Annotated in this window: 22 protein-coding genes and 23 tRNA genes; 12 read left to right on the forward strand and 33 right to left on the reverse strand. The window is 50.3% G+C overall.

The features are described from left to right. Nucleotides 1-18: 18 nt before the first annotated feature. Nucleotides 19-624, reverse strand: coding sequence for an ECF-type sigma factor (locus SH302x_RS11260; RefSeq protein ID WP_479368811.1), 606 nt, complete (start codon nucleotides 622-624; stop codon nucleotides 19-21). A 241-nt stretch (nucleotides 625-865) separates the two neighbouring features. Here SH302x_RS11260 and SH302x_RS11265 point away from each other — a divergent pair, with 241 nt between their 5' ends. Continuing rightward, nucleotides 866-1,567 (forward strand): hypothetical protein, encoded by a 702-nt coding sequence (locus tag SH302x_RS11265; RefSeq protein ID WP_479368812.1) that lies wholly within the window; start codon nucleotides 866-868, stop codon nucleotides 1,565-1,567. Between the two features lie 826 nt (nucleotides 1,568-2,393). Here the strand turns inward: SH302x_RS11265 and SH302x_RS11270 are convergent. The 5 genes from SH302x_RS11270 to SH302x_RS11290 form a co-directional block, all read right to left on the reverse strand. Next, a tRNA-Thr gene (locus SH302x_RS11270) sits at nucleotides 2,394-2,467 on the reverse strand. A gap of 154 nt (nucleotides 2,468-2,621) precedes the next feature. Continuing rightward, a complete protein-coding gene (locus tag SH302x_RS11275) occupies nucleotides 2,622-2,855 on the reverse strand; it encodes a hypothetical protein (protein WP_479368813.1) in 234 nt (77 codons plus the stop codon). A gap of 115 nt (nucleotides 2,856-2,970) precedes the next feature. After that, on the reverse strand, nucleotides 2,971-3,348 hold the full coding sequence (locus tag SH302x_RS11280) for an ATP-binding protein (protein ID WP_479369264.1): 378 nt from the start codon (nucleotides 3,346-3,348) through the stop codon (nucleotides 2,971-2,973). A gap of 693 nt (nucleotides 3,349-4,041) precedes the next feature. Continuing rightward, nucleotides 4,042-4,407, reverse strand: coding sequence for a DUF6992 family protein (locus tag SH302x_RS11285; RefSeq protein WP_479368814.1), 366 nt, complete (start codon nucleotides 4,405-4,407; stop codon nucleotides 4,042-4,044). 280 nt (nucleotides 4,408-4,687) lie between these two features. Further along, on the reverse strand, nucleotides 4,688-4,900 hold the full coding sequence (locus tag SH302x_RS11290; RefSeq protein WP_479368815.1) for a hypothetical protein: 213 nt from the start codon (nucleotides 4,898-4,900) through the stop codon (nucleotides 4,688-4,690). 341 nt (nucleotides 4,901-5,241) lie between these two features. Between SH302x_RS11290 and SH302x_RS11295 the strand changes: the two genes are divergently transcribed. After that, nucleotides 5,242-5,649 (forward strand): hypothetical protein, encoded by a 408-nt coding sequence (locus SH302x_RS11295; RefSeq protein WP_479368816.1) that lies wholly within the window; start codon nucleotides 5,242-5,244, stop codon nucleotides 5,647-5,649. 39 nt (nucleotides 5,650-5,688) lie between these two features. Here SH302x_RS11295 and SH302x_RS11300 read toward each other — a convergent pair whose 3' ends face one another. Next, nucleotides 5,689-7,311, reverse strand: coding sequence for a hypothetical protein (locus SH302x_RS11300; protein WP_479368817.1), 1,623 nt, complete (start codon nucleotides 7,309-7,311; stop codon nucleotides 5,689-5,691). A 495-nt stretch (nucleotides 7,312-7,806) separates the two neighbouring features. Further along, nucleotides 7,807-8,160, reverse strand: a complete 354-nt coding sequence (locus SH302x_RS11305) for a hypothetical protein (RefSeq protein ID WP_479368818.1) — start codon at nucleotides 8,158-8,160, stop codon at nucleotides 7,807-7,809. Nucleotides 8,161-8,289: 129 nt separating this feature from the next. Between SH302x_RS11305 and SH302x_RS11310 the strand changes: the two genes are divergently transcribed. Then, on the forward strand, nucleotides 8,290-8,748 hold the full coding sequence (locus SH302x_RS11310) for a nucleotidyltransferase family protein (protein ID WP_479368819.1): 459 nt from the start codon (nucleotides 8,290-8,292) through the stop codon (nucleotides 8,746-8,748). After that, entirely contained in the window at nucleotides 8,735-8,965 is a 231-nt protein-coding gene (locus tag SH302x_RS11315) for a hypothetical protein (RefSeq protein ID WP_479368820.1), read from the forward strand. Before SH302x_RS11310 ends, SH302x_RS11315 begins: the two co-directional genes overlap by 14 nt. 370 nt (nucleotides 8,966-9,335) lie before the next feature. Here SH302x_RS11315 and SH302x_RS11320 read toward each other — a convergent pair. From SH302x_RS11320 to SH302x_RS11335, 4 genes are all read right to left on the reverse strand, one after another. Next, a tRNA-Thr gene (locus SH302x_RS11320) sits at nucleotides 9,336-9,409 on the reverse strand. 133 nt (nucleotides 9,410-9,542) lie between these two features. Further along, nucleotides 9,543-10,532: a hypothetical protein gene (locus SH302x_RS11325; protein WP_479368821.1), complete on the reverse strand. Its 990-nt coding sequence runs from the start codon at nucleotides 10,530-10,532 to the stop codon at nucleotides 9,543-9,545. Between the two features lie 123 nt (nucleotides 10,533-10,655). Next, the gene (locus SH302x_RS11330; RefSeq protein ID WP_479368822.1) at nucleotides 10,656-11,297 is read right to left on the reverse strand and encodes an HNH endonuclease; all 642 of its coding nucleotides are present in this window, start codon (nucleotides 11,295-11,297) and stop codon (nucleotides 10,656-10,658) included. 527 nt (nucleotides 11,298-11,824) lie between these two features. Next, nucleotides 11,825-11,896 (reverse strand) — tRNA-Arg (locus SH302x_RS11335). Nucleotides 11,897-12,022: 126 nt separating this feature from the next. Here SH302x_RS11335 and SH302x_RS11340 point away from each other — a divergent pair. Further along, nucleotides 12,023-12,790: a hypothetical protein gene (locus SH302x_RS11340; RefSeq protein ID WP_479368823.1), complete on the forward strand. Its 768-nt coding sequence runs from the start codon at nucleotides 12,023-12,025 to the stop codon at nucleotides 12,788-12,790. 131 nt (nucleotides 12,791-12,921) lie between these two features. On the opposite strand, the gene SH302x_RS11345 is transcribed toward SH302x_RS11340, so the two are convergent. The 14 genes from SH302x_RS11345 to SH302x_RS11410 all read right to left on the reverse strand — a co-directional run bounded on the left by SH302x_RS11345 (nucleotide 12,922) and on the right by SH302x_RS11410 (nucleotide 14,754). After that, a tRNA-Ala gene (locus tag SH302x_RS11345) sits at nucleotides 12,922-12,992 on the reverse strand. A 93-nt stretch (nucleotides 12,993-13,085) separates the two neighbouring features. Next, nucleotides 13,086-13,158 (reverse strand) — tRNA-Val (locus SH302x_RS11350). Nucleotides 13,159-13,169: 11 nt separating this feature from the next. Then, nucleotides 13,170-13,245, reverse strand: a tRNA-Leu gene (locus SH302x_RS11355). A gap of 170 nt (nucleotides 13,246-13,415) precedes the next feature. Beyond that, nucleotides 13,416-13,498: transfer RNA gene (locus SH302x_RS11360), tRNA-Leu, on the reverse strand. 9 nt (nucleotides 13,499-13,507) lie between these two features. Beyond that, a tRNA-OTHER gene (locus tag SH302x_RS11365) sits at nucleotides 13,508-13,581 on the reverse strand. A gap of 13 nt (nucleotides 13,582-13,594) precedes the next feature. Beyond that, nucleotides 13,595-13,679: transfer RNA gene (locus SH302x_RS11370), tRNA-Tyr, on the reverse strand. A 14-nt stretch (nucleotides 13,680-13,693) separates the two neighbouring features. After that, a tRNA-Leu gene (locus tag SH302x_RS11375) sits at nucleotides 13,694-13,767 on the reverse strand. A gap of 9 nt (nucleotides 13,768-13,776) precedes the next feature. After that, nucleotides 13,777-13,850: transfer RNA gene (locus SH302x_RS11380), tRNA-Leu, on the reverse strand. Nucleotides 13,851-14,031: 181 nt separating this feature from the next. Continuing rightward, nucleotides 14,032-14,104, reverse strand: a tRNA-Leu gene (locus SH302x_RS11385). Between the two features lie 72 nt (nucleotides 14,105-14,176). After that, nucleotides 14,177-14,249 (reverse strand) — tRNA-Val (locus tag SH302x_RS11390). 111 nt (nucleotides 14,250-14,360) lie between these two features. Next, nucleotides 14,361-14,433, reverse strand: a tRNA-Asp gene (locus SH302x_RS11395). A gap of 13 nt (nucleotides 14,434-14,446) precedes the next feature. Beyond that, a tRNA-His gene (locus SH302x_RS11400) sits at nucleotides 14,447-14,519 on the reverse strand. Nucleotides 14,520-14,521: 2 nt separating this feature from the next. Beyond that, a tRNA-Gln gene (locus SH302x_RS11405) sits at nucleotides 14,522-14,595 on the reverse strand. 84 nt (nucleotides 14,596-14,679) lie between these two features. Continuing rightward, a tRNA-Asn gene (locus SH302x_RS11410) sits at nucleotides 14,680-14,754 on the reverse strand. A gap of 47 nt (nucleotides 14,755-14,801) precedes the next feature. Between SH302x_RS11410 and SH302x_RS11415 the strand changes: the two genes are divergently transcribed. Next, nucleotides 14,802-15,161 carry a four helix bundle protein gene (locus tag SH302x_RS11415; protein WP_479368824.1) on the forward strand — a complete coding sequence of 120 codons (360 nt, stop codon included), beginning with the start codon at nucleotides 14,802-14,804 and terminating at the stop codon, nucleotides 15,159-15,161. Nucleotides 15,162-15,179: 18 nt separating this feature from the next. On the opposite strand, the gene SH302x_RS11420 is transcribed toward SH302x_RS11415, so the two are convergent. The 6 genes from SH302x_RS11420 to SH302x_RS11445 form a co-directional block, all read right to left on the reverse strand. Further along, a tRNA-Gly gene (locus SH302x_RS11420) sits at nucleotides 15,180-15,250 on the reverse strand. A gap of 114 nt (nucleotides 15,251-15,364) precedes the next feature. Then, nucleotides 15,365-15,437 (reverse strand) — tRNA-Lys (locus SH302x_RS11425). A 96-nt stretch (nucleotides 15,438-15,533) separates the two neighbouring features. Next, a tRNA-Ile gene (locus tag SH302x_RS11430) sits at nucleotides 15,534-15,606 on the reverse strand. 7 nt (nucleotides 15,607-15,613) lie between these two features. Continuing rightward, nucleotides 15,614-15,685 (reverse strand) — tRNA-Lys (locus SH302x_RS11435). Between the two features lie 421 nt (nucleotides 15,686-16,106). Further along, nucleotides 16,107-16,179 (reverse strand) — tRNA-Glu (locus SH302x_RS11440). A gap of 161 nt (nucleotides 16,180-16,340) precedes the next feature. Beyond that, nucleotides 16,341-16,412, reverse strand: a tRNA-Phe gene (locus tag SH302x_RS11445). Between the two features lie 578 nt (nucleotides 16,413-16,990). Between SH302x_RS11445 and SH302x_RS11450 the strand changes: the two genes are divergently transcribed. Continuing rightward, nucleotides 16,991-17,290 carry a hypothetical protein gene (locus SH302x_RS11450; protein WP_479368825.1) on the forward strand — a complete coding sequence of 100 codons (300 nt, stop codon included), beginning with the start codon at nucleotides 16,991-16,993 and terminating at the stop codon, nucleotides 17,288-17,290. 623 nt (nucleotides 17,291-17,913) lie between these two features. Here SH302x_RS11450 and SH302x_RS11455 read toward each other — a convergent pair. After that, complete coding sequence (locus SH302x_RS11455) at nucleotides 17,914-18,069, reverse strand: hypothetical protein (protein ID WP_479368826.1); 156 nt, start codon at nucleotides 18,067-18,069, stop codon at nucleotides 17,914-17,916. Between the two features lie 571 nt (nucleotides 18,070-18,640). On the opposite strand from SH302x_RS11455, the gene SH302x_RS11460 reads away from it, so the two are divergent. The 5 genes from SH302x_RS11460 (at nucleotide 18,641) to SH302x_RS11480 (ending at nucleotide 26,893) form a co-directional block, all read left to right on the forward strand. Next, nucleotides 18,641-22,111 (forward strand): chemotaxis protein CheB, encoded by a 3,471-nt coding sequence (locus SH302x_RS11460; protein ID WP_479368827.1) that lies wholly within the window; start codon nucleotides 18,641-18,643, stop codon nucleotides 22,109-22,111. Beyond that, nucleotides 22,108-25,089: a PAS domain-containing protein gene (locus SH302x_RS11465; RefSeq protein ID WP_479368828.1), complete on the forward strand. Its 2,982-nt coding sequence runs from the start codon at nucleotides 22,108-22,110 to the stop codon at nucleotides 25,087-25,089. Before SH302x_RS11460 ends, SH302x_RS11465 begins: the two co-directional genes overlap by 4 nt. A 279-nt stretch (nucleotides 25,090-25,368) precedes the next feature. Further along, nucleotides 25,369-26,301, forward strand: a complete 933-nt coding sequence (locus SH302x_RS11470; RefSeq protein WP_479368829.1) for a PA4780 family RIO1-like protein kinase — start codon at nucleotides 25,369-25,371, stop codon at nucleotides 26,299-26,301. Between the two features lie 41 nt (nucleotides 26,302-26,342). Then, the gene (locus SH302x_RS11475) at nucleotides 26,343-26,672 is read left to right on the forward strand and encodes a hypothetical protein (protein ID WP_479368830.1); all 330 of its coding nucleotides are present in this window, start codon (nucleotides 26,343-26,345) and stop codon (nucleotides 26,670-26,672) included. Between the two features lie 23 nt (nucleotides 26,673-26,695). After that, on the forward strand, nucleotides 26,696-26,893 hold the full coding sequence (locus SH302x_RS11480; RefSeq protein WP_479368831.1) for a hypothetical protein: 198 nt from the start codon (nucleotides 26,696-26,698) through the stop codon (nucleotides 26,891-26,893). Nucleotides 26,894-26,926 lie beyond the last annotated feature (33 nt).

A 26,926-nucleotide genomic window follows, 5' to 3' on the forward strand; every position in this document is an offset into this window, starting at 1 on the left:
ATGTTTTTGCCGGTCTCATCACTGCTCGCCGTCATGCAGTCCCGCCTCGATCCAGATACGGCGAATTCGCTCGAGCTTTCGTTCGATGGTCCTTTCTGTGCAATTCAGTTCGCTGGCAATTTCGGCGTTCGTGGCTCCCTGAAACTTGAGCAACACAATCTGCTTCATCTTCTCGTCAGGAATAGCATCGAGCAGTTGGGCACAGCTTTCCGCGACTTCGGCCAGCACAGCGGGCGTTTGCTGGTTTCCAACGATCGCGTTGATCCCTGCGTCACCGAATCCAGCAAAACCAGATTCACCACGTACGGTGCCCCCGCCTCGCTTCTGCCGTTTCAAGTACCGCCGTTGTGCGGAGATTTTTCGAGACGTGATGACGGCCAGCAGACCCCATAAAGCATCTCGATTCTCGGCGCCAATTCGACCATCGGCCAGGCCGCGACACAGACTGTCAAACGCACTGTTCGCTGCGTCATTCTCGTCATAATGCCGACGGATCTGCCGGTCGAGTTTCTGCTGCGCAAACTCGTGCAGTCGTTGGGAAATGTGCCGCCACAGTTGTTCAGCGGCCTGATCATTCCCATCTGAAAGCTGGTCAATCCAGGCCGTGACCGATTGGCTATCCATTTTTTATTTCTAGAAAGGGGCGATACGCATACCAAATTGTAGGGACACAATGGCTTGTAACGAAGCGTAGCAGCACAATTGCTGCGGGAATTTCCAGAAATGCCTGAAGAAATCTATTTCGCAACCTGTCGGGCTTCCGTCTCGGTTGAACATCTAGGGTGTGGGGCCTGCTCGGTTCAGTCGGCCCGCAAGCAGCCACATCGGCTCTGAATTCCATCAACTTGAACCGCTGGAGAATACAATGAACAGAAGAATCGCTCTTGCAGCCATGGCACTCTTAACAACGATGTCGTTTGCCTATGGTGCCGACCCCAATTACGAGACGCTTGTAGGAAAATGGGAGCTTGACTTTCCGAAGAACGACTTTCATTACGTCGAGATTACTGAGGCAAAAAACGGCGAGCCTGGTCCTTACGTCTGGACCAATAAAGCTGGTAAACGTTGGCCTTGTTCGGCTGGGCACATCCAACCGCCGAACAATGGACCGAAGACTTATACGATAACTTTCGGAGAAGAATCTCCCTACGCTGGTCACGTACTCCACCTCCTACGCGATTCCAGCGGCAAGCTGGTGTTTTTGAAAGAGTATGCGAAAGGCTCGGACAAAGATTTTCAAACATGGGTTATTCGTAGAGCTGAGGGCCACTACGAAGGGCTTGCGGGAAGTTATAAGGAGAAGTCTGGGGGGGAGATGATGATTAGGAAGTCGGATGATGCAAAAAGAGAAGCCGGACCGTGGAGATTTGTGCTGAAGGGGAACGGTGATTGGGCTTGTGATGAGGGGCAGGAGAGCCTAGGGGAAGGAAAGCCAACAGTTTTCTTTATCAAGTTCGCTGAAGGGCCCTTCAAAGGTGAGCGATATAACATCGTACGCAGTGAGGACGGTAAGGTGAAGGAGTTGCAACTAGTTGGTGGCAGCAATGCAATCTGGGTAAAGCAGTAGTGCCCCGTAGTTGTCCCTTCCGTAGTGGGAAGTTCAAGTGATCAGGGAAGGCTAAGGGAAACGGTATCACGAACCCTTGTTGCAGAGGAAGTGGTACGCTCCAAGTGCCTTCGCCCCCTCGGCATCACAAGCGTCGCAGCCAAGAGCTGCGACGCTTCTTGCGTTTTGTCTCGGCTCAAGTTCGTCGGCGCAAAGTGTAGCGAGAAACGTAACGATCTCCCGGGCGAGCCGGGAGCATTTGAAATCTCGCTGGGTTTCTTATTTATCACGGTCACTTGACCGAATAAACGCGGAGCCATGCCCAACGCGGTGAAACGACATATCGGCAGGCATGGTCGCTCCTTTTTCTACATTTGCCTCGGCGACGAAACCATACGAAAAACCCGCAGGTCGGTGGAACGTCCTGCATCTTCTGAAAATCAGCAACAATTCTTTTAGAATGAGCACTCCGCATTATTCAAAGAAACAACCGACGAAGTGTGACCAGAGCGCCATGACGACGTGCGTCATTCGATAGTTCCCACTATCTCGGCAAGGGTGGTGGATGTACTCCGAGTCGGCAGTCGGTTGTTTGATTGAAAAGGACTGACGAAGTGAGAATCAGATCGTTCTAAACATTGCTCTACCAACTGAGCTACAGCGTCATTGCAGACGCTGATGAGATTCAAACTCACGACACATGTAATCCGATTTGGCGGTCAGTCAAAAAGACTTGCCGCAACGGTTCTCCATTGCGACGCGTCAGAAAAATGCAACCGAACGAATGAGTGGTTTAGATCCCTCGCTTTGGTAAAGATGTAGTCCAAACCGGCAGTTCAGCTGCAAGAGCCGATGACTGGATTTGCACCAGAATGGACCTGTTTACAAAACAGGTGTCTTTCTCAATCGAGCCACATCGGCACAGTAGTCCACTCGGAGTTTAATCTCGACTGACTGTATAATGACATTCAATGCCAAGGAAGGTTCGCATTCATTTACACCAGTGCCCTACTTTGTTTCGAAGCATTTCGCTCATAGTATGCAAACGCTTGGCAGTGCGATCGCGAGCTGTTCACTAGAACGTCTCCCATAGATCAGTGCTTAAGTATTTGAGTCCAGAATCGCAGCAGAGAACCGCGATCGTTTTTCCGCGATGGTGCAATTGATCCGCCCGGAAAGCTTGACGTTCCTTTACTATTCGTGCGGTTACCCGTTCTACTACTTCAAGGTCTGCGCCCGAGACTTGACCTGGAGTCGAATCACTTGTTTGATCGACCAGTACAACCTCAGCACCAAGGGATGACATCATGCGAGCTCGCTCAATTGTCAATTGGCGCTTGAAACAGTACAGGTCGTTTGCGCTTCAAACGGTACCATTTTCTGTTGTGGGTCCATCCAGCGTTGCACTGGTACTGTTTGATACTCTATTCTTCGGCCGCATTGCCGGTTGGCGCTTTGGTACTGTTTGAACTTTTTTCAGTTTTATCCAGACGGTAACTTTTACCCGTGATCTGAAACAGCTCCGCGCGGTGTAAGAACCGATCCAGAATCGCTGTCGCACTGGGCACGTCTCCAATCAGCTTGCCCCAATCATCCAGCGGACTATTGCTCGTCATCATCGTGCCGCGGAGCTCATGGCGACGCATGATGATCTCGAACAAGTATTCCCCAGACCGTTTGGGCAATTGCTTCATGCCCATATCATCAATGATCAATAGGTCCGGTTTCAGATATCGCTGCACTAGTTTCTCATGGCCATCCATCGCTTCGTCGTGCAGGAAGTCGCGCACGCAATCAAAGATCGATCTATAGTAACGATTAAAGAGACAATTTCATACTGTTTGCCAATAGAACTTGTATGCGATTTAGGCAGCGCAAAGACAAGCAGTAACACTTCGTAAAACCGATGAACCGGTGCTGACATCCTCTTCGAAATTGCTAATCGCTCCAGCAATCGCGCAATTGTGTACCCGACTGCGTGGAATTAACAGACATTAGTGCTAACCGGCACAATCTAATGGGGACAACACACTTGGCCGATTCTTTTCCGCGAATGACGTTAATGCTATGACTGCACAAAACATCCAAACTTGGCCCGAGCAAGCGATCGACCGCTACGATAAGTGACTGGTCGAGACGCTGAGATCACGTACGCGTTCGATGATTGCTTGCCATTTGACCTCAATCAATTGGTCGATTATCTCAGCTTGCTCAATAACAGCTTAGAGCTTCGTGTCAGCGGAGTTTGTGTTGCAAAGGTAGGCGGCGATATAGCAGTGCACCGTCTTTCTCGCGTGCACGCGCCGGGGCTAGCAGTGCACTCGACTTCGTGCATACCAACAACGGTTGTAATCGTACCATTTCCTGGTGCTAAGTCTCGGTTTAGCTGACACCTAGCGTCCTGGAGCACGCCACGACAAACGATTATGAGGCAGCAGTCTGGATTGCGAACGTGAAACGATGATTTACCAGGGAGGCGTTGCCTGGCAGCGGGATTAGTTCGACAGACGTAAGTAGAACACCGCATCGATCACTGCAAGCGGAATCGCCGAGGCGAGAACGCCCCAACCGAAACCCTTGATGAGGGCTTTGGTCCGGGTCGCCAGTAAAATGCCGGTCGGAAGGTAAATGAGTTGTAGCAGCAGGTTGATCCCAAGCACCCAGCGTAGTTCGTCCGGGGCCATGGGTTCCTGCAGTAGCGACGGCCACACGATGAGCCCATCGAGTAGCCCCCAAAGCCCGAGCATTAGCCAGAAACCGCGAGCCCAATCGCCAGGTTTACGAAATAGAGCGACTGTGGCAGCGCCGAGAGAGAGGAGAGCTAGAGCAAAAATCGCAGCGACAAGTTGTTGGTGGATCATGGGACTTCGTTGATCGGGGGGCAAAAATCGTTACCCTTGAACCGTGACGAAACTCGTTGGCACAACATTATTCACAAGTTCGATCGCCGCCCTGTGAAAAAAGGTTGCTCCGACTATTTCGTCCGGTTTAGGTTTTCATGCGAACGATCGTGTGACGCTATGATGACTCGACCGAAGGCCTAATTTGAGATCGTATCAACATGGCGATGTTCTTGGTGATAATTTTCCCGGTCCACGTTGTGGCCCAGTTTCTAATCCATTTCGTGTGAGTATGTCTTTGTCAGTATTGCGAGTGACCGATTCGATACCGAGTTTTCGCAAAACGAACCAAGCGGTTCTTCTCGCGTTCCGTTAGACTAATGCGATCGGGCAAGCGACTGCGAAGGGGCTGGTTTTCCGCCTTGAGATAGCTCATTTGGCTCGCGAGTTCCTTCTCGGAGGAGCGAGCGATGACAAGTAGAAGTGACGTGTAGACGTTGCGGAAGCTAGCCATCGCGAAATGCAGATTTTTCTCGAGAAATCATGGGTGGATCGCACTTTTTGCACACCGAAGACTATCTCTAGAGTAGTTGCGAAGGGGCGCGGTCATCAACGCTCGTTACCGGCCAAAGTACTCTGTTCGAACCTTTTCTGTTAATTCCAAGGTTCGGATCTCGCATTGTGTTTGCGAGTGAAACGAGTTCGAGAAAAGTCTACGAACTCGTTTCAGGTTGCAAGAGCGACCGAACGGGTCTCGAACTGGCGTAAGTTCTTGTTTTGAAGAGCATTAGATCGAAGCGCAAAAGAGAGTACAGTATTGTTACGAAGAGGGTTGCGCACGGGGAGGGCCCGAGCATGAACGAGAAAATCCAAGTAGGAGCTACTTTTCACAAGAAGCGCGTTGGCAAGCACATCGCGATGGTCGAAGGCCCTGTTCCTGTCGCTATGGAGCGCCCCAGAGGCCGCTTGCCACGCATCACTCGCTACATGGCACTCGCAATCTACTACGAAGACCTTATCCGCCAAGGCCATGTCCACGACTATGCAGAGATCGCGACGCTTGGCCACGTCACTCGTGCCAGGGTAACTCAAATCATGAACTTAAGGTTGCTGGCACCGAATATTCAGGAGCAACTTCTTGACTTACCTAGAACATATTCTAAAGGCATTTTCGTCGGACTTAGGGAGTTACAGCCCGTTGCATTGGTTAAGGATTGGGAGAAACAAAAACAGGAGTTTACCAAGCTGATCAACCATCGCTAATGCTAGCGCAATCCGTCAAGTTCACTTCTTTGCAAACCTCTATGACGAGAGAAGCGGGCATGACTTGGTGACAACCTTATTCCCCAGCCATTGTTTTTTAACTGGAATATCAACACCAACGCCGGCACGAACTGGCCCATGTACGATATCGAGCGATCGCCCCTGTACTTGGATCGATGATACTTGGAGTGTTCGCCACCCCAAGGGAAGCTCAACGGCGATTAGTTGGTTTAGCTCCAGTTTTTGGCCAGCCATAAGTTCAATGCAAATCAGATTCTTCTTGTCCAAGACTCTGTAAATGCTGCCCAATACTGAAACCACTGAGGACCTGACAGAACCGTAATCTGCAGAGATTATTTTTCGAGCCTCACTTACGGATTGAATGTCGAAGACGCAGGCTAGGTACGCGCGATTCAACAAATCCTCAATAGCTAGCGATATAAATTTCTCACTGACGACCGGAAGCGCTTTTATGGAATTGCGATACACAACTAATCCGTAAGCAGCTCCATACTTGTCGTTAAGTGTCTCGAGCCGATGATGAATCGCGTTGCTCAATTCAGCATCGAGTACATTAGCGATAAACACAAACCACAATCGTCCTGAGTAATTGAACATGAATCTTTCGCGTTCTTGGTCCTCCATCAAAAGATCAAGTGGAGCATCCTCAACGGAGAAGCCCATCCAAGCTAAAGAAGCGTGAACTACATATTCAAAATCTGATTCCTTGAAAGCCAATACAAGGAGTTCTGCCAAAATGGCGTCCACAATACTGTCACGCATCGTGACTCTGCTTATCGCTTCAGAATCATCTTCATGCAAATCCAGGTCTAGCATGTCCTCTGGCGGACCTGGAAATGTAGGAAACGGTATTACTTGGCTGTACGCTTGGTCTAATGCGTAGCCACGTCTTATCGTCTTGTCGAGGTTGGGGTTACCAGAGATGCATCTGGCCAACCATGACATCGTCTCAATGATCTTCAGTGCGCTGCCGCGTTGAACGCTAGGTACCTTACCCTCGTGAACTAGTTTGTTTCGCATTCGGCGAACATGATCCAGTTCGCTTGATAATCGAACCCGATTTACTTCGGGCGAGTATGGATGGATCAGCGGGCCCGGAATTCTTTCACCGGTCAACAGTTGATAGGCTCGAAGCTTATCATAGAAACCGTCTTCCTCGATCCTTATTTGAATTGCGCGAGCGTCATAGCCAATGCTTTCGAATACTTTTGCTAGACGATTGTCAAGTATCACTTCAATTGCTGTAACCATGTTGACGATGGTCTGGTTGTATTGACGTCTGTAGAAAGAGGACCATGCGTCGAGAAGAACACGATCTTCGGAATTGAGAGTGTGCGTCAGGTCTATTTTGGAGCACTTGTAGTTCGGTGATGAGGTTCCGCCCCAGTTTCCCACGCGCGGAAGCCAGTCCTCAAGCAGGTATTGTTGCAAATTCAACTGATGGTATCCACCGTTTGGCTTTCTCATTTGCCATAGTGGGCAGTCCCATTCTGAAACTCGATTGACAAACGGATCGTTAGAGGCTGCTCGATAGCTATCGACAATCCTATTGATGAGAGGGAACAAGTCGTGAGCGAATGCGCGAAGGTATTGATTAGCTCGGTTTGCTAAAGGGCCTTCTTCGTCAAGCGCATTAACCATGTTTGCATTGAGTTAAAGAGGGACTTCAATTGTCGTTCGCCAATTTCGATAGTGAAATGCTCGGTCTTCGGATTGTCGCTCAAGCCATGGCACAAAGTGAGGTTGCGGCATGAGGGCAAGTAGATTCTGACCCGATCGTTCGACTGAGCGTGTTACGTATACTCCGACCAGGTCATTGTGCAGAGTGAGGCGAAAATCTACTTGCCGAAATTGAGTATCAATTTGTTGAGACGGAGTCGCCAACCAGAATGGCAGCTCTAGGTAGAACACCACTGGGACTATGCGGTCCATTGAACCATCATGAGGGTTAGGAGCTTCGTTTAACATCGACTGTCTTATTCCAATAGAAACCAGTGCAAATCAGAGTCAAAATAGTATAGCTGACTCAGGTACTCAACTTTATCTCGATCAATGCAAAAAGCCCGCGAGCCGGAAATTCGACCCGCGGGTGTTAAGTTTCAGTATACCGCAGTTGGACCGGAGACCAATCCGCGTTTACAGTTCGATCGCTTCGACTTCAGCGACGAATCGCTGGTTATTGTCGGCGAGGAACGCGCTGATCACGTTGAACACCGAGTCACTGAAGCCTCCGATGTTCATGATGTCAGCTCGCTCGCAAGCCTGAACCGTCTGGTACGGCTGCAAGTAAATGTTGACTAGCTTCGGAGCAGCATCCTTGCCTGCCAGCTTGCGCTGGTTGGCGACGAAGGCTTCCCAAGCCGTCATCACACCGGTCGAACCGTGCCGTCCTGTTCCGACCCAGCTCTCGTTATCGCTATTGATGTATAAGATGCGTGGAAGGATGGAAGGTTCGCGAAGACAAGCATGAAAGTGTCGCCACGAAAACAAATTGGATTACTTGCAGATTTTGTTCTTCACATTCACGTCACGATCGTCGACACTGCTGATAACACTGGCTGCTTCCGGGACAGTGTATTAAGCAGAATTCTTGTCACAGAAATCATATATCGAGTTACAGTGCAAACACTTGAATCCGAACTCCGAGAATTGATACGGCTTTTCAACGAAGAACGTATCGACTACGCATTGTGTGGTGGTATGGCAGTTGCCATTCACGGGTTTCCTCGCTTCACCAAAAATATCGACTTCTGGATTCCGCCGGATTCGTTAGACCGAGCTAGATCTGCTGCAGCATCATTGGGTTTCCTTGACGATTCCGGCAAAATTCCATTTCCTGATTCCGAAGTCTACCGTATCTTAAAGTTAGAAGGTCCTGAGTATAGGATTCTTGATCTACTGGTACCCAAAAGACTAGACACGGTGGCATGGAGTCAACGCCAATGGTTTGACTGGAACGGTCTTCCTCTGTGTGTTGTATCGCGGGAAGGACTCGTAGAAATGAAGCGTGCCGCTGGACGAGATATCGACCGTTTAGATATTAAGCAACTAGGATTTGACCCCGATGAGCATTCGTAACATCGACAATCACGTAACTACAAATGCAGCAAGGGTGGACATGTCCAGCGCCGGTATCACTAGCCGATTGCGAGAAGTGAGTGAGCTTCATCAACTGGGGCAATCTCTGGCAAAACTGAAACCGTTGCCGGAATCTGCGAAGCTACCGCTCGCCGACAAAATAGAAAGTAGCTCGCCCTCACAGTCATTCGTCGACGACGAGCACAGCCGCAATTGATAGTTTAAAATCAACCGACGAAGTGTGACCAGAGCGCCATGACGACGTACGTCATTTGATAGTTCCCACTATCGCGGCAAGGGTGGTGGATGTACTCCGAATCGGCAGTCGGTTGTTTGACTGAAAATGATCGACGAAGTGAAAATCAGATCGTTCTAGACATTGCTCTACCAACTGAGCTACAGCGTCGTTGCAGACGCTGATGAGACTCGAACTCACGACAAATGTAATCCGATTTGGCAGTCAGCCAAAAAGACTCGCCGCAACAGTTTCCCACTGCGACGAGCCCAAAAAGACAATCGAACGAATGAGTGGTTTAGATCCTTCGCTTTGGTAAAGATGTAGTCTAAACCGGCAGTTCAGTTGCCAGAGCCGATGACTGGATTCGCGCCAGCATGGACCTGTTTACAAGACAGGTGCCTTTCTCAGTCGAGCCACATCGGCAGGTCAGCAGGAACGCAGTGATTCGAACACTGTCCATCGGTTTTGGAGGCCGAGTCCGCTCCCAGGCGAACATTCCTGTGCACTCTTGGGAAGACGCGGCGAGCAAAAAAAGGATCGCCTGATTTTGCAAAACTTAATTAATGCGCGTGTATGCACCGGGGCGTGTTGGCGGAAGTCGGCCACCTTCGATCATGTTGAACGTCAATAGACAATTAATCGGGTGTTTCTTTGCGGTCAGCAAATCTGCGACCCAGGCTCCAGGCTGTAGTACCAAACGGCGTTCCGGGCAGCAAATGCATATCATGCTCTCAGTCTTAGCGTACGTTAATCGGCGCCATTCCCAGCCCATCCCCCTTCGAAAGCACTCACCAATTTCCGTGCCCAGTTCTACAGCAGCATCCTTTATCGCTTCCGCTGGCAGCTTGCCTTGGCCTCGAACAACCTCGATTTCAGCCTCAACTATTTCTAGCCGACGACTGGCCTTCATTGCTTTGGTGATACCCAGGCGACTCTCCACAGACTTTGCAATTTGTTGCAGTTCGCGTGATTCTTCAGGACTCAACGCGTCGTCCGATGTCTTCGTCTTTTTCGTCCTCTCAGTAATGCTTGGAGCTTTCTTCTCCCAGTCGTGCGGAACCAAGGTAATGTCCTTGACCAGTCCCTTGAAAATTGGATGGTCCAGCAACGTCCCTGACCTCGCGAGGAATCGAAATATTACGGCAAACTTTTTCGCACGATAGATCCGTATAACTTCGCCCTTGGAAAGTGCAAATGCGTCGCTCTCCCATTCATCCCCGAAGCACTTGATGTCCAACATGCCATCGTCGAAAAGCTGCCCATCAGAAATTTTGATCCGACGGCTCTTCCGGCCGCGTGTGTACCAATCGAGACGCTCGGCTAGCTCACTCGCTCCACTCGGTAGCCTGTAGACTTCGATGCGAAGCAGGTTTCTATCGTCCCAAGGCGCTTTGAGGTCACAAAAGAAGGTTGCACCAACGAATCGTGCCGTGCCTTCCCAGACGACATGGCTTAATCGCCATCTGTGTCCGTTCGCAATGGCAAGGCAGCCCAAGTTAAATTGCTGCGGTAACGCTGCACCCTGAAGGTCAAAGCTATCGTTCATGTCGTCGCCTACGATTTCCGTGCACGAAGTTGAGAAGCGTGATTGTAGCCCAACTTTGTGCCTGGGAAAAGACGAGAAGGGCGTTGGCTGGATTTTTTACTCCAGCCAACGCGAAAACTTTGCCTAATCTTCGAGCTCTACTATCCAGTAGGCTTCGCTAATGAACTTAGACCAGCTCTTCACGCGATTCATTCGATCGGCGTAGATCGGCTTCCAAGCTGGACGTACTGGCTCCTTGCGGAGTTTCATGTGCGCCTGAGCCGGAGTACGGTCAGCCTTTCTCGAATTGCAGTCGATGCAAGCCAAAACACAGTTCGTCCAAGTTGACAAGCCACCTTGAGCACGCGGGACAACGTGGTCAATCGTGAGCTCTTCGCTGCCAGGCTGCTTTCCACAGTATTGGCAGGTCATCTTGTCACGCTTGAAAACGTTTCTGCGGCTGAAGGTAACCTTCTGCGTCGGCATTGCATCGAACTTGGTCAATGCAATGACCTCTGGGATACGAATCCGCTGGCGTACCGACTGGATGAACGGCTCGTCGCGATCGGGTACAAGCCGGCTCCAGTCACTCCAGTCGTACAACTGGTAATCGACGGGATCGACGATCTTGGCCGAATCGTTCCAAAGCATGATCAGGGCACGCGCAACCGTCGCCACGTTGATCGGCTGCCAGTTGCGGTTCAGCACCAACGTTGGCCGCTGAAGCGATGGGCTCAAGCCGATATGGGTTCTATATGGATCGAGGGTTGCTGCGATAGTGCTCATGCTTAGTCCATGGACGGTGTCCGTCAAAAAGGGTTTGCGAAACGTCAGTTACAAGAACAGCTCCAGCGTTCTTTGGTTCAGTGAAAATGAAAAACACTTGACGAATTTGTGACCAGAGATATTCCCCCGACGGACGCTGAGCGACCGTCAAGGTTCCGGCCCGTTGTTGAGTCAACGAGTGGACCGGGCGGGAATCGAACCTGCTAAGCCATGTACTCCAAATCGGCAGTCAAGTGTTGTACGAAAAAACGATCGACGAAGTTATGTGTCAGAGGATTTACAGCGCTCTATCCAGGCTGAGCTACGGCGCAGTGATTTGCATCAAAGTCGCGCCGGTGGGATTCGAACCCACGACATCCGGCTCCCTAAGCATGTACTCCAACTCGGCAGTCGATCGTTGTATTGTTGGCGACGAGGTATTTAAGCCAGACTAGCTCCGGAAGGGAATCGAACCCAACGACAAATTACTTCGCCTTCAATTCTCATTTGACCGGCCCATATGTAGTCCAACTTGTCAGTCACCAAAGTAGCTCGACCAGGAATCGAACCTGGAACTTCTCATTAGAAGCGAGAGATGATGTCCGCTTCACCATCGAGCCATGACCGGCTACTAGATTGCTTTCAGCTGAACTGCACCGTATACTGAAACGTAAAATCGGCCCGATGAGAGAAAATTATTTCCAACTCTAGTTTCGACGATTCCTGCCAATTTAGCCGGTGATTCTATGAATTTCGCTGTTGCAAGAATATGCGGTTACGTCGCCCGCACGTTACTGATTTGCTTATGGATTGGCCCACCGATCTTGGCAGAACGTTACGATCGAAAGCCTGGTTTCATGGGGGATATCTTTTCGTCCGAATTCGATCGCAAACTGCGAGAGCATCGATTATACGTCAAAAAGAGCACGATCCAACTTAACGTAGTTGAGTCCGACGGCAAGTTGATTGAAGAGGTTAAAGTTGACTACATTATCGAAGGGTTTCCGAATGAAGCAGTCGAGATTAGTGCGGTTGGAAGTAACGTAAAGGTATTGATTAATGATGTGGAATCCCAGGTTAATCGTCGAATCGAAACCATCGTAGAACTTCAAAAGCAGTTCAGTATTGAGATCGAGGACGAGTTCGACTTTCACCAATATGACTACACCAAAGTGACACTGAACACCTTCGTACTTGAGCTCAGTGACACAAAGCCGATAGAGTTGACGATCATCTACAAGGATTCAAGGGAGAATTTCTACGAGAGCTACGTTGATCCGTATCTCGAAAAGCAAGGCGAATTTAAGTTCTGGCTTAATCCATCAATTCAGAATCAAGTCGAATTGAAAGTGTCAAAACCCAAAAAGTATCGATTCAACTTCGTAACCAAATTCTATGCCGTTGAGTTGAAAAGAGGTAACAAGCTAATTTTTGGTGACGCGGACGACTTTGTTTTTCAACGAGACACCGCTACTCCCCCTTTCATCTGGTTTTGGATGCTACATCGTCCTTGAAAGTAGCGGTGCTTCGAAAACTTCTTTGCAAGGCGGAAGGCATGGGAGTTGAACCCACACAACTATTACATTGCACTGTTTAGCAAACAGGCCCGGCAAACCGTATCCGGCTACCTTCCGAATTAACAAAGTGGAGTCACCGAGATTCGAACTCGGGTCCTTGCCATGCCATGGCAATGTCTTCCCGCTGGACCATGACCCCATCTCATACAAAGGTTCGTTCGAGAATCGAACTCGATCTTCGTTCTTACCAAGAACGCGTGCTCCCGGAACACTTACAAACCATTACTACCAGTGATCGCGGAAGGAATCGAACCTTCGATTTCCTGCGTGTCATGCAGGTGTCTTAGCCGCTGGACCACGCGATCATCAAACAAGGTGGTTGAGACAGGAGTCGAACCTGCAAAATCACTTGGCTCTCGACCAAGTCGCTTTTCCGGTTTGCGTACTCAACCATATAAATGGCGGGTCCAGGAGTCGCACCTGGCCGTCCGAGCTTATGAGGCTCAGCCGAGCACTGGGCAGTGACTCCGTTGTAACGGGCCGCAAGTTGCAAGCCCCGGAATCGAACCGGGTTACCGACCTTATGAAAGTCAGCTCAGTCCCAACTAGCCTGCAATAAAAGTCACGAAGAGGAGAATCGAACTCCTACGCCTTGATGGCACGACGTTCTGAGCATCGCGTGTCTACCAGTTCCACCACATCGTGATTAAGCAGTGACTCGGACCGGAATCGAACCGGTGAACGCCAGCTTGAGGGGCTGACTGCAAATACCAACATCGCACCGAGCCATGTTCACATCAGTGGGCCGAGAAGGAATCGAACCTACATTGCTCATCGACGAGCGACCGTTTTACAGACGGCATGGACTCCCAAGTCCAATCGACCCATGTAACTATCGAGTGACGCAGGCGGGATTCGAACCCGCAATCGCGAAGGTTTAAGCTTCGCCGCTGTACCAGTTCGCGTACCACGTCATACACCAGTGGTGAGGGTGGGACTCGAACCCACAAACACTGAGGTTTGAGCTCAGCCGCTATACCAATTAGCGCACCGCACCATGCTTAAAAGTAGCTCGCCAAGGAATCGAACCTTGTCTAACAGTTTCGAAGACTGTCGTGCGAATCCATCACACTCGCAAGCCATGTTGTTCATCAGTGTCCATGTCAGGAATCGAACCTGATCTTCGACCTTCGCAGGGTCGCGTGCGTATCCACTACACTTCACAGACATATTCACAGTGGTGCAGGTGGGATTCGAACCCACAAACACTTGCTTCTAAAACAAGCCGCTCAGCCGTTGGCGTACCACACCGAAAGAAGTTTGAAGTGTGAAGTTCGAAGTGTGAAATTCAAACTTCCAACTTCACAATTCACACTTCAAAAGTAGTCCTGGACAGACTCGAACCGTCGATCTACTGGGTGTAAACCAGGTGCCTTCGCCGCTGGGCCACAGGACTATTTGTTTCAATCAAAACGGAAGACCAGGGACTCGAACCCCGAAGCGCGTTAACGCCAGCTGTTTTCAAGACAGCGCCCTAATCCAGCCGGATGTCTTCCATACGAATAAGCGCCCTTGACGAGGATCGAACTCGCCACGACTTGATCGACAGTCAAGCTCCACCACCAGATGGATTCAAGGGCTTCAATGTTGAAGGGTGACCGATCGGAATTGAACCGACATAAACTTGGTTCACAGCCAAGTTCCTGAACCAATACAGGACGGCCACAGCACCGGAGGCAGGAATCGAACCTGCGAGCTTCTGGTTCAGAGCCAGACGCAACGACCAACAGTTGCTACTCCGGAGTATTTGATCAGGCTTCAGGAATCAGGCTTCAGACTTCAGTAAAGTCTGAAGCCTGATAACTGAAACCTGAAGTCTGGCGAAGCTCCGGCGGCAGGAATCGAACCTGCGTCTGGGCGATTAACAGTCGCCTTCCCGTACCAACACAGGACCCACCGGAATAAAATCAGGTTTCAGACTTCAGTATTCAGGTTTCAGGAGAACACGATGCGAGACTATCACAAACTGCGTGCATTTGAGTTGGCGGATCAGCTTGCTTTAGCGATTTACAAGTGCACAAAGTCATTTCCAAAGGAAGAGATGTTTGGGCTTACTTCCCAAATTCGACGGGCTGCAGTGTCTGCTCCATCGAATATCGTTGAGGGCTGTGCAAAATCTTCGCAAGCCGACTACGCGAGGTTTCTTGAGATCGCCTATGGTTCGGTATGCGAAGTGGAATACCAGCTATCACTGGCCGAACGCCTTGGGTATCTCGATCCACAAACGGGCAATGAAACCACTGCGATTGCCAATGAGACAGGTCGTGTACTTAACGGATTGCTTCGTTCCCTGAAGTCTGACTCCTGAAGCCTGAAGTCTGACCAAAGCGTCCAGCGAGAATCGAACTCGCAATTCCTCCTTGGCAAGGAGATGGGTTACCACTACACCATGGACGCTTTTTGTTGGCTCAACCAAATTGTCAAAGATCGGATCAGGCTTCAGGAATCAGACTTCAGGCCTCAGTGCATTTACTGAACCCTGACTTCTGAAACCTGATACCTTCTTGTCAGTGGGATCGGTGGGCATCGAACCCACATCGGCCGGTTTAAGAGACCGGTGCATTACCTTGTCTGCCACAATCCCGTTGCAAGCTGTAAGGCATAAGGTGTAAGGCTTAAGCCGGACAGATTCATTGTCGTTATCTACTTATCACTTACTCCTTATTGCTCAATGCTTGAATCGGCGTGGAAGGAATCGAACCTTCTACTCACGTCTTATAAGGACGCCGCTCTCACCACTGAGCTACACGCCGTGATGAGTGAGGCCGGTGGGATTCGAACCCACGCTTTGCGGATTAAAAGTCCGCTGTGCTACCGCTACACCACAACCTCTAAGCAGGCTATAGGCTGTAGGCGTTTAGACTGTAGGTTGATGATGTAACGCATTGCTTTGTGTCCTAGTATTAGTTCTTCCTATAGGCTACAGCCTAAACAGCTACAGCCTATTACCAGTGGTAGCCCTGAGAATTGAACTCAGCGCGATCCGCTTATCAGACGGATATGGGCTCCAGCCCTCAACTACCTAATCAGACTTCAGGGATCAGACTTCAGGGATCAGATACCAAAAACTGAAGCCAGAAACCTGATACCTGAATCCTGAGGAGTGGACCTGCAGGGAATCGAACCCTGTCACCTTGATTGCAAATCAAAGCTCCGTTCCTACGGACAAGCCCGTGATCAGTCTTCAGGAGTCAGACTTCAGGCTTCAGTGATTTACCTGAAACCTGACGCCTGGTACCTGATTCCTGCTTAGTGACTCGTGTGGGATTTGAACCCGACCTAGCTGGCTTGAAAGACCAGTGACCTCACCAGAAGTCGAACGAGCCGTGTTTGTTTGCTTAGGTGCGCACCTCTAGCGCAGTTGTTCTCATGTGAGTTTCATGTTCCGTTCGTCAGAGAGTAGTGAGTTGATAGTACACCGCAGTAAACGTCCGCGTTTTCTCTACTTTCAACTTTCTCTTGTCTACTGCTCTGCTGCTTGCAGCAGCGGACTGGGAGGCGCTCGAATCCTCGTATGCGGTTCTTCAGACCGCCGCTATACCGTCTCAGCTACCAGTCCGTGAACAGTCTTCAGGAGTCAGTCTTCAGGCTTCAGGCTTCAGCAAATACGGCCAAACTTATTTCCTGAAGTCTGAAACCTGATACCTGACGTCTGATGAAGGCGCGAAAAAACCCGGTGTCACTTTGGGGTAACACCGGGCTGGCCAACGTTTGCTTCGTTAGTACGGCCGAGTGTTACCTCCGATGTGGATGTAAGGGGAGCGCATTCGCGTCTTGCGACACGAGACAACCCTCATATCCATTAAATCGTTCGGTACTCAGCCGTATTGAAGTCATGATCTCGTATCCAGTGATTGATTGCTTTTCAGATTCCTTGTTCCGCGACCACAATCGTCGCGTGTCGCAGAGATAGACGCTCATGTCTTGCAGTGGTTCGCAGAAAATTCTCATTCCCCAAAATATTTGCAGGACTAGCTTGTCAATACATCAAACGCCTCTCACCGCAAAAAGTATCCTTGTCCCGAGCGAATCTCCGAGATTTTTTTGCTTTCCTGAATTAGCTCCACGACCCTGACCAGACTTGTCACGACGGCGTGGATACTGCGTGCAGTCTTATTTCTCACTATGGAGGCTGCGATGCAAAGGCTTTGGGATGTTTCAGAAAAGACGCTGCAAACTCAAGCACGAAAGATTATTGACATCATGCTGGAGGCAGACGGATGTCCGGACCTGATTCGATGTCGCCTCAATATTGAGTTGGGCGAACACTCCGTATTGCTGCAATCGGACGTGATCGTCATCGAAGCGGCAATGATTGACTTCGAAGAGTTCAACTTCGACAAACAACTTTCGAGCAATCTTCGTTGGGTAGAAGCCGACCCACGCTTCCTGGATTGGGCCAGCGCAACCAGGCGAGCCAGACCGTATCAACAGTAGCCTAGCTATCCGGGCACGTAGCGACCGAGGTTCAGCACGCCGCCATGCTGGGTGAACGATCGTGGCCAATTCGTTCAGCGCAGAACCAAGGTTCTTTGCGAAGCGAATGAGGCGATTCTTATTACGTTGAGTTAGACTAATACGATTGGGAACGCGGCTGCGGAGGATCTGGTTTTCCGCCTTGAGGTAACTGACTTGGCGAGCTAGTTCCTTGTTCGTGGAGCCAGCGATTACGAGCATGAGTGAAGTGTAGACGTTGCGGAAGCTAGCCATCGCGAAATGCAGTGATTCCTAGAGAAATCATGGGTGGATCGCACTTTTTGCACACCGAGTGGAAGCTCTAGAGTAGTCGAACCTTCTATGTATTCAACCTTTAGATCGGCTCGAAAGTTTGAGCTTCGAGCAAAGTCGAAGTTGTGTAGTTCGTGACCTGCATCGAATCACGACCGAACCGGTCTCGAACGGATCCGACTGTTAAGCAGATTTTCCGTAACGCGGCACGCTCAACAAGACCGACCGAATCGGTCTCGAACTCCATAGGCCCATAATCTTTTAGTGCTTACGAAATCGACCTGTTAGAGAAGTTTCCTTATTAGACATTCGGTCCGGGGAGCTAGCCATTTCTAAACGTTCGTACTGGTGTTGAGTATCACGCAATCCTCTCGATCGACATGTAAGAACAGTACATGTGATTGGATCAAATTGGAATACTGATACGCAATATGAGCCGTGCAGTCGAGATAATCGTCCGCCACGTCCGTCGCAGCCAAGACGGGCATCGAATTGATTTCTAAGATAGTCAGTTTCCGCGATTGTGCGTCAGCATGGGTAGTGAACGTATCTGAGGGCTTTAGAACTGCGATTGGCAGCTATCCCATTGAGTGTCGGCTGACCATCAACCAATTGAGTTTATGTTGCACACAATTGCACCCGCTGTTTGACTTGGGAAAACTGATACAGATGGTTACGCACTACCGTGCCCCGAACCTTTAACTACAGCCAAGCCATCCATGTTGGGCTGCAACGCTGCCAAAGTCCGACCGATCGGACGTTCATCCAGAGTGCGATTATGCTCAGTTTTTGGCGTTTTCAAGAATCTGATGAGGACGCTCGCTACATGCCGGTGACGCGGTGGATTAGATACGATATCTTGAACGAAACGATTAGAGTGAGGCTGTTTGAAAGAGATACGATTCTGTCGGGACAGCCTTTCGATATTTCACCTGAGTCAACTACCTGCAGTTGTTTAAGAACTTTTTTTCAACGAATGCCACCGTTGTTGCCAGTAGCGGAATCAATGTCGTCCCATTTTTAAGCGAGCTTTTTGGGCCACGAATTTTAGGATTATGCATGTCGGATGGTAGGCAGGTCGGCGATAAAGAGACGAACCAATATCACGTGACAAGCGACACCGAATCGACGCATTGCGGTTTTCCGATTGTTGGAATTGGTGCTTCTGCTGGCGGACTTCGGGCGTTTGAAGCCTTCTTTTCTGGTATGCCACCCAACTCGCAACCAGGGATGGCTTTTGTGTTGGTGCAACATTTGGCACCCGATCATCACAGCATCTTGGTCGAGCTTATTGGGCGGTATACCACGCTGACGGTGCTGCAAGTCGAAGACGGGATGCCGGTGCAGCCCAATCACGTCTATATCATTCCACCCAACTATGACATGGCGTTGCTCAATGGCACGCTACAACTACTAGAGCCGACGTTACCACGAGGGCAGCGACTGCCAATTGACTTTTTCTTTCGGTCACTCGCACAAGATCAACAGGAACGATCAATCGGAATCGTGCTCTCCGGAACCGGTACCGATGGAACACAGGGCATTCGAGCTATAAAAGCAGAATCCGGAATGGTGATGGTACAAAGCGTCGAGAGTTCGGAGTTCGATGGAATGCCGCGGAGTGTTCTGGCCACCGGTCTAGCGGACTATGAGCTTACCCCCGCTGAAATGCCCGCGCAATTGCTCGCATATGCTTCACGGGCATTCCAGAAACCCGTTGGAGAGGATGATCATTTCGAGCCCAAGTCGGAATCTTTGCTTAAGAAGATTTTCGTATTGCTGCGAGCCCAAACGGGACACGATTTTTCGTTGTACAAGCCCAGCACAATCCATCGTCGTATCCAGCGGCGAATGGCAGTCCAACATATAGAAACGATCCGCGATTATGTGAGGTACCTTCAAGAAAGCCCAGGCGAAGTGGAGGCGTTGTTCCGCGACATCATGATCGGGGTGACTTCCTTCTTTCGCGACCCGGATGTTTTTGATGTACTCGAGAGTCAAATAATTCCGATGCTTTTTAAGCACAAGTCAGCCGCCAAGAACTTAGTTCGTATATGGATCAGCGGTTGCTCAACGGGCGAAGAAGCATACTCGATCGCAATCCTCATCCGCGAATACATAGAAGCGAACAAGTCTAGCTGCTCAGTTCAAATCTTTGCAACGGATCTCGACAGCCGCGCGATCGCCACGGCTAGGGCTGGCCAGTATCCTGCGAGCATCGCTTCGGACGTCAAGGCAGAACGCTTAGCTCGCTTCTTTTCATTAGATCCAATCGGACAAGTCTATCGTGTTCGCAAAAGTATCCGCGAGATGCTGGTCTTTTCCGAGCATGATGTGATTCGAGATCCACCGTTCTCCAGGCTTGATCTGATCAGTTGTCGAAATTTGCTGATCTATTTGGGTGCTGAACTACAGAAGAAATTGATGCCCCTGTTTCATTTTGCACTTACGCATAACGGTGTACTTTTGCTGGGAACGAGCGAAGGCATCGGCGATTTCGGAAATCTGTTCCAAGTGATCGATCGCAATGCGAAGCTTTATCAGCGAAAAGAAGACTTCATCGCGACGACGCAAAGGTCCCCTGGTGTAATCTCGCTGTTCAAAATGACCGCTTCAGAATCGCCCAGCTCAATGGCTAACGTTGTGATGATGCCTGAATTCTCCTCAAAGTTGCCACTGCGAGATATCTTGGAGAAATCGTTGATGCAGCTAGTTGCGCCAACGGCAGCGCTGGTCAATGCACAAGGCGACATACTCTACCTTCGCGGGCGATCTGGTATGTACCTGGAGCTTGCAGCCGGTGAATCGGGCGTCAACAATATTTTAAAAATGGCACGCGAAGGCCTGCAGCAACCGCTCGCAATGGCGATGAGTCGCACCGTGATTTCGCAAGAGCCAACGACCGTCAACAATGTACTGGTCCGTACCAACGGGCATTTCACCCGCGTCGACGTTGGAGTTTATGCCATAGCCGCGAACGCGGTGGTAGAAGCGAACCTAGAAAATAAGCCTTCCTCGCATTACATAGTCATCATCAAGGAATCCAGAGATGCGGACAAACCAAAGATCGGTCAACCAACAGCGAACGATTCTCTCCCCGTAATCGATGCACTTGATCCCGTTCGCTCAACGCTTTCCGACGCCGACGAACGAATTTCTGCGCTTTTGGAAGAGTTGCATGCGCGTGATGAATACTTGCAGAGTGCCCGCGAGCAACTGGAAAGCTCCAATGAAGAGCTCAAGTCATCCAATGAGGAGATGCAATCGATCAATGAAGAGATGCAATCCACCAACGAGGAACTTGAAACCTCAAAAGAAGAACTGCAGTCGGTCAATGAAGAGTTGGCTACTGTCAATATGGAATTAAACGCGAAGCTCAATGATCTTTCGCAACTGAACAATGACATGAATAATCTTCTGTCAGGCTCCGGCATTGCAACTATTTTCGTCGACCATCAATTACGAATCCTGCGATTTACTCCAGCCGCATGTTCGATTATCAACTTGATACTAAGCGATGTAGGCCGACCTATCGCTCATACAGTGTCCAACTTTGTGAATTACACAAGTCTGGTTGAGGACGCTCAAGAGGTACTAGATACCTTGGTCACGAAAGTGATCGATGTGCAAACCAACGATAAAAAATGGTATGTCATGCGGATGCAACCCTATCGCACGGTCGACCATGTGATTGAAGGCGCCGTCATCAATTTTGCGGATGTTACTTCGCTCAAGAAGACCCAGTCCGAGCTGGAGGCGGACAAAGCGGTACTCCAATTCAGATCAACGCTGCTCAACGCAATTGGCGAAGCGGTAATCGCTACGGACCTGCAAGGCGAAATTTTGTATTGGAACGAAGCGGCCGAGCGCATCTATGGATGGAAATCCATCGAGGTCATCGGCAAGAATGTACTGGATGTGACACCAAGTGCTGACAGCAAAATGCAGGCATCGGCGATCATGACTGCCCTAAAGAATGGCCTGAATTGGACTGGTGAGTTTTTGGTTCGACACCGCGATGGTCGTGAGTTCCCGATAAAAACCACCAATACGTCTATTTTGGACGAACAAGGAAATTTAACAGGCATCATCGGAGTTTCCAGCGACATTTCGCTGCGTAAAAATGCCGAAGAATCGCTGCGCCGCTCCAACGAACTCGCTCGTCTGGCAGTCGTAGTGCGGGATTCGCGCGACGCGATCACTGTCCAAGAGTTGGACGGTCGTATTATTGCCTGGAACCCAGCCGCAGTGAAATTTTTCGGTTGGACAGAGGCCGAAGCACTTACGATGAACGCTCGCGATCGCGTTCCTCTGTCCGATCAGCAAGATGCTTTGATGAAGGAGTATGAGCTGAGCCAAGCTCAAGTTCTTGAACCCTATCGTACAAAGCGACTTACGAAAAGTGGTTCGACTGTGGAAGTCTGGATCACGGCCACTGCCTTGCTGAATGAACAGGGGCATATGCATGCGATTGCGACCACAGAGCGATTGTGCCCGATCAGTGAAACGGAACTGAACCAAAACTCATGACCCAAAATTCTGATCAAAATGCAAAAGCAAACACGACTGCTCAGGACTTACGGCAGCAGGCCGAAGCAATCTTTGCCGAACAATCGCGATCATCTGCAGCAACAAGTTCGACCGCTGCCTCCCAAAGTCTATCGCTCCAAGATTCCGTGCGTCTCGTTCATGAGTTGCAAGTTTATCAGATCGAATTGGAGCTCCAAAACGAAGAGTTGCGACGCGCGCAGAACGAATTGGATGCCACGAGAGCTCGCTACTTCGATCTCTACGAACTTGCGCCAACTGGCTATTGTGTCATTTGCGAAAAGGGCCTTATTGAGGAATCCAATCTCACGACCGCTTCGTTATTGGAAGTCGATCGTGGCCAATTGATCAAGCAGCCGATCAGTCGATTCGTTCTCAAGGACGATCAAGATACTTTCTACCGCAACCACCGCGAAATTCTGAAATCGGAGCAACCTCGCTCCTATGAATTGCGAATGGTCAAGTCGGACGGAAAGTTGGTCTGGGTGCAATGGTCTTGTATCGCAATTGAAGACAACGAAGGGCAACTAAAAATCCGAATTGGCATCAGCGACATTTCGGACCGAAAGCTTATCGAAGAGAAACTTCAAACGAGGAACGCATTTTTTGAAGTGATTGCGAATTCACCACTTGATGGGATTTTGGTGGTCGATAGCGAAGGGAAAAAAATTCATCAAAATGCGAGAGTTCAAGAGTTATGGGATATCCCATTAGATATCGCCCGTAATCCCGACGATTTTGTGCAGTTGCAGTATGTTCGTCACCGAACTAAAGACCCGCAAGCTTTTGCGGAGCGAGTTGCATACATCGTTGCCCGCCCCGAACTTACCATTCGCGAAGAGATAGAGTTAATTGATGGCACTGTTCTGGATCGCTACACAGCCCCCGTTCGAGGCGAAGGCGGATGCATCTACGGACGCATCTGGACATTCCGAGATATTACCGAACAGAAACGCGCTCAACGGCTGCAGGAAGATGCCCTGGACCGATTGAAAAAAATATCTAGTCGCATACCCGGTATCGTCTATCAATTTCGAGTTCGGACCGACGGTTCGTCAAGCATGCCTTATGCCAGCGACGGACTCTATTGCATTTTCCGAGTCCGACCGGATGAAGTCGTCCACGATGCTTCAGCAATATTCGCCGCGATCCACCCAGATGACCTCGAAAACGTTCAGGCAGCAATCCAAGCCTCCATGGAGAAACTGACACCATTTAACTTGGACTTCCGATTGTGCTATCAAGACAGAACAGTGCGCTGGCTTACCGCCAGTTCCATTCCTGAAAGAGAAACAGACGGCTCGACTCTTTGGCATGGTTATATGGGTGACGTGACAGGCGCCCGTGAAGCTGCGATTGAACTTCATGAAGCGAAAACTCGATTAGAGGACGCTCAATCAATCGCTCGACTAGGAAACTGGTCCTATGACGTTGCCACAACCAAGAGTCGCTGGTCCAAGCAGCTCTATAGCATTTTTGGCTTCGATGAAGCGAACGGTGAGCCTTCGTACCAAGAGATTTTGGACACCTTCGATCCAGAGGACGCCGTAACGCTCGATAAAGCTCTAAAAAAGGCAAGTGTAGACGGAAAGCCCTACTCGTTAGTGATTCGAATTCGCCGGCCTCATACCGAGATCCGGTATATACGCTGCGAAGGTAGAGCGAAACGAGATTCGGTTGGCAAAATCGTTGGTCTGTACGGGACTTCGATGGATGTTACCGCCGAAGTCGAGCGCGAGCAGGCATTGCAAGTTGCTCGCAACCAAGCCGACACTGCGAACCGCGCGAAAAGTGAATTTCTTGCCAATATGAGTCACGAAATTCGTACGCCGCTGACCGCCATTCTTGGATTTGCTGAAATGCTACGGGAAGAGGGTAACCCAGAAGATGCGTCGAATCAAAAGATGCACGCAATCGATACGATTGCTAACGCTGGACAACATCTGCTGACAATAATAAATGATGTCTTGGATCTTTCAAAAATCGAAGCTGAGAAGACAACGATAAAGGTCGTCGAAACGCCATTGATCGACGTCCTGCGTGAGGTGCAACGTTTGCTTGCGCCAAAGGCACATGGCAAGGGGGTGACTATGGAAACAAAACTTTCCACCGCTATTCCCGAATGGATTCTCAGTGACTCAACTCGCTTGCGTCAGATTCTGATGAATCTCGTTGGAAATGCGGCCAAGTTCACTGAGAATGGCTCGATCATCATCGATGCTAGCGTTGCTGAGGCTTCCGACAGTACGACCCTCGTCATCGACATCGAAGACTCAGGGCCGGGTATCACCAGCGAGCAATCGCAGATGCTCTTTCACGCGTTTGAACAAGCCGACAGCACCCTCAGAAGAAAGCACGGTGGCACGGGGCTGGGACTGGCTATCAGTCGCCGCTTAGCCAGGCTTATGGGGGGCGACGTATCGCTTGTGCGAACGCAAGTTGGCCGCGGTTCCTGCTTTCGCTTAAGCTTGCCGCTACAACTTGCAAACAACACCAAACTTGTTGCGAGGATCGAACCGGTAGCGATCGCAGCGGTGAATCCCAACCCTGAAAAGGTCGCGGTCCTAGGACGCATTCTGCTGGCCGAAGATGGGCTCGACAACCAAAGGCTGATCTCGTTTCTACTAAAGAAAGCCGGCGCGACTGTCGACACTGCCGATGATGGGCAAATGGCGATGGAAATGTTGGATGAGGCCAGCATCGAAAACTCGCCATACGACTTGCTGCTGACAGATTTACAGATGCCGAGAATAGACGGCTACATGCTCGTGCGATCCCTCAGGGCACAGGGCGTAAAGATGCCGATTATCGCTTTGACCGCACATGCACTCGCGGAGGATCGACAGAAGTGTCTCGATGCCGGCTGCGACGACTATTTGAGCAAGCCTATTGATCGAGATTTACTGCTTGCCATTTGCGCAAAATGGATCACGGCCGGTCGGCTCAGCCGTATGCAATAGGTAATGTTGCTGCAGCGTGTGGCTTAATCGCGTGGGCACTGCCCCGCGTTCTACTACATGCATCGACGCGGCCCAAGTACCCGATCGAACACATCAAAGTACGCAACTTCACACTTGGCAAAATCACACTGCTGCAAGAAACAGACCGCCAGCACACCAGTTCTCTAATGCGAATTTTAACGCGGATCGTCGAGCCCGTCGTGAACATCAAAGAAAGACTCTTTGCGACAAATGCGTCATGATGTTACTCTATGCATATAACAACGTGTAGCCGCTGAAATGTTGTCCTTCGTCAGGGACTCGGCCGTCTGGTTATCCACCTATCATTTTCTGCGGAAGCTGCCCTGCTTCCGATTTGGCACGATTTTGAAAGTCCCTAAGCGAATTAAATCCCTCATCGAAGACGGGTTGGTCGACGAAGTCTTGAGCACCTTGATGAGCGGCAAAGAGGCACAGGTTTTTCTTGTCCGCTGTGGCGACGAAATTCGTTGTGCTAAGGTGTACAAGGATGTGGTCAATCGCAGTTTCAAGAACGCGGTGAATTACCAAGAGGGCCGCAGTATTCGGAACAGCCGCCGGCAAAGGGCGATCGACAATCGTTCTAAGTTTGGCAGGGACGAACAGGAAGTCGTTTGGCAACGGGCCGAAGTAGACGCGTTATACAAACTTGCTGATGCCGGTGTCCGAGTCCCCAAGGCGTACGGTTTGTTCGATGGTGTGCTATTGATGGAATTGATCACCGATGGGAAAGGCGGCATAGCACCACGTTTGAACGACATCAACTTGTCGGCCAGCCAAGCGGTGCGAGATCATGCCACGGTCATGAACTATGTGCTGCGAATGTTATGTGTCGGATTGATTCACGGCGATCTTTCGGAATTCAATATCCTGCAAGATGAGAGGGGCCCCGTCATCATCGACTTCCCACAGGTCGTTAATGCGGCAGGGAACAATAACGCGAAATCCATGTTACAGCGTGACGTTAGTAATATCACCCAATACTACGCACAGTATGCTCCGGAGCTCGCGGAAACTCACTACGCGGAAGAAATGTGGGAACTGCACGAAAAAAGTGAACTCTCCGCCGATCTGAAACTGACTGGCAAATTCGAATTTTCAACGAAGGGAGCCGACGTCGGCTCTGTCTTAAACATGATCGACTTGGCCTACGAAGACGAAATGGATCGGCGGGACCGATTGGAAAACGGTTAGAAAGTGCCCTGGCCCCAAATCGTATGCTGTACAAGGAAGTTGTGAAACGCAAACGCTTACCGCCCAAACGTTCGGCTGCGCTGGCCAGCGCAGCGGCGGAGATTGCAACTGCTCTGCCAGTAGACGCCCTAGGCAGCGACGATGATCTGCGTCAATGTGCGGCCGTGGCGGCAATCGACGCGGATGTGGAAGATGATTCTGGCCTTGCGGATAGTCCGCGAATTGAGTTGCCGCAACGCTCGCGGCGTTTGGGGGTCGGCAAGGAAATCGGATATGCGATCTACGTGCATCGGGACTACGAAGATCGGCTGGGGCGTCGGTGCAGTGGGCCAAGCGGCATCTGCCAGAAGATTATGTGTATACGGTGGTGAGGCTGAATCAGCGGAATGATGCGGTGTCGTTTATCTGGTGTCCGGACTTTAATGTCGAGCATGAGTCGGCGATTGCGGCGATTGTGGTCGTGAGTGCCGAGGGGGTCGCTCAGCGGCGTTGGTTGCCGGCGGATCCGTATTTCTATCATCACAAGTGGCTGCTACTTTGCGGATCGCAGCTTAAACCTTTGCTGAAAAATGCCGGTTGTGCCAAGCAATAGTCCAACAATAAGTGCCGAGGAAGGCTCTGGAAT

The sequence above is a fragment of the Njordella calcicola genome (assembly GCF_056494125.1).

Bases quoted from the DNA above. Each gene is read 5' to 3' on its own strand.
- SH302x_RS11330 (WP_479368822.1), bottom strand. From the start codon at position 11,297: ATGAGCACTATCGCAGCAACCCTCGATCCATATAGAACCCATATCGGC.
- SH302x_RS11460 (WP_479368827.1), top strand. From the start codon at position 18,641: ATGTCGGATGGTAGGCAGGTCGGCGATAAAGAGACGAACCAATATCAC.
- SH302x_RS11295 (WP_479368816.1), top strand. From the start codon at position 5,242: ATGAACGAGAAAATCCAAGTAGGAGCTACTTTTCACAAGAAGCGCGTT.
- SH302x_RS11290 (WP_479368815.1), bottom strand. From the start codon at position 4,900: ATGGCTAGCTTCCGCAACGTCTACACGTCACTTCTACTTGTCATCGCT.
- SH302x_RS11340 (WP_479368823.1), top strand. From the start codon at position 12,023: ATGAATTTCGCTGTTGCAAGAATATGCGGTTACGTCGCCCGCACGTTA.
- SH302x_RS11275 (WP_479368813.1), bottom strand. From the start codon at position 2,855: ATGATGTCATCCCTTGGTGCTGAGGTTGTACTGGTCGATCAAACAAGT.
- SH302x_RS11415 (WP_479368824.1), top strand. From the start codon at position 14,802: ATGCGAGACTATCACAAACTGCGTGCATTTGAGTTGGCGGATCAGCTT.
- SH302x_RS11325 (WP_479368821.1), bottom strand. From the start codon at position 10,532: ATGAACGATAGCTTTGACCTTCAGGGTGCAGCGTTACCGCAGCAATTT.
- SH302x_RS11285 (WP_479368814.1), bottom strand. From the start codon at position 4,407: ATGATCCACCAACAACTTGTCGCTGCGATTTTTGCTCTAGCTCTCCTC.
- SH302x_RS11450 (WP_479368825.1), top strand. From the start codon at position 16,991: ATGCAAAGGCTTTGGGATGTTTCAGAAAAGACGCTGCAAACTCAAGCA.
- SH302x_RS11470 (WP_479368829.1), top strand. From the start codon at position 25,369: ATGTTGTCCTTCGTCAGGGACTCGGCCGTCTGGTTATCCACCTATCAT.
- SH302x_RS11455 (WP_479368826.1), bottom strand. From the start codon at position 18,069: ATGCCCGTCTTGGCTGCGACGGACGTGGCGGACGATTATCTCGACTGC.
- SH302x_RS11265 (WP_479368812.1), top strand. From the start codon at position 866: ATGAACAGAAGAATCGCTCTTGCAGCCATGGCACTCTTAACAACGATG.
- SH302x_RS11300 (WP_479368817.1), bottom strand. From the start codon at position 7,311: ATGGTTAATGCGCTTGACGAAGAAGGCCCTTTAGCAAACCGAGCTAAT.
- SH302x_RS11315 (WP_479368820.1), top strand. From the start codon at position 8,735: ATGAGCATTCGTAACATCGACAATCACGTAACTACAAATGCAGCAAGG.
- SH302x_RS11260 (WP_479368811.1), bottom strand. From the start codon at position 624: ATGGATAGCCAATCGGTCACGGCCTGGATTGACCAGCTTTCAGATGGG.
- SH302x_RS11465 (WP_479368828.1), top strand. From the start codon at position 22,108: ATGACCCAAAATTCTGATCAAAATGCAAAAGCAAACACGACTGCTCAG.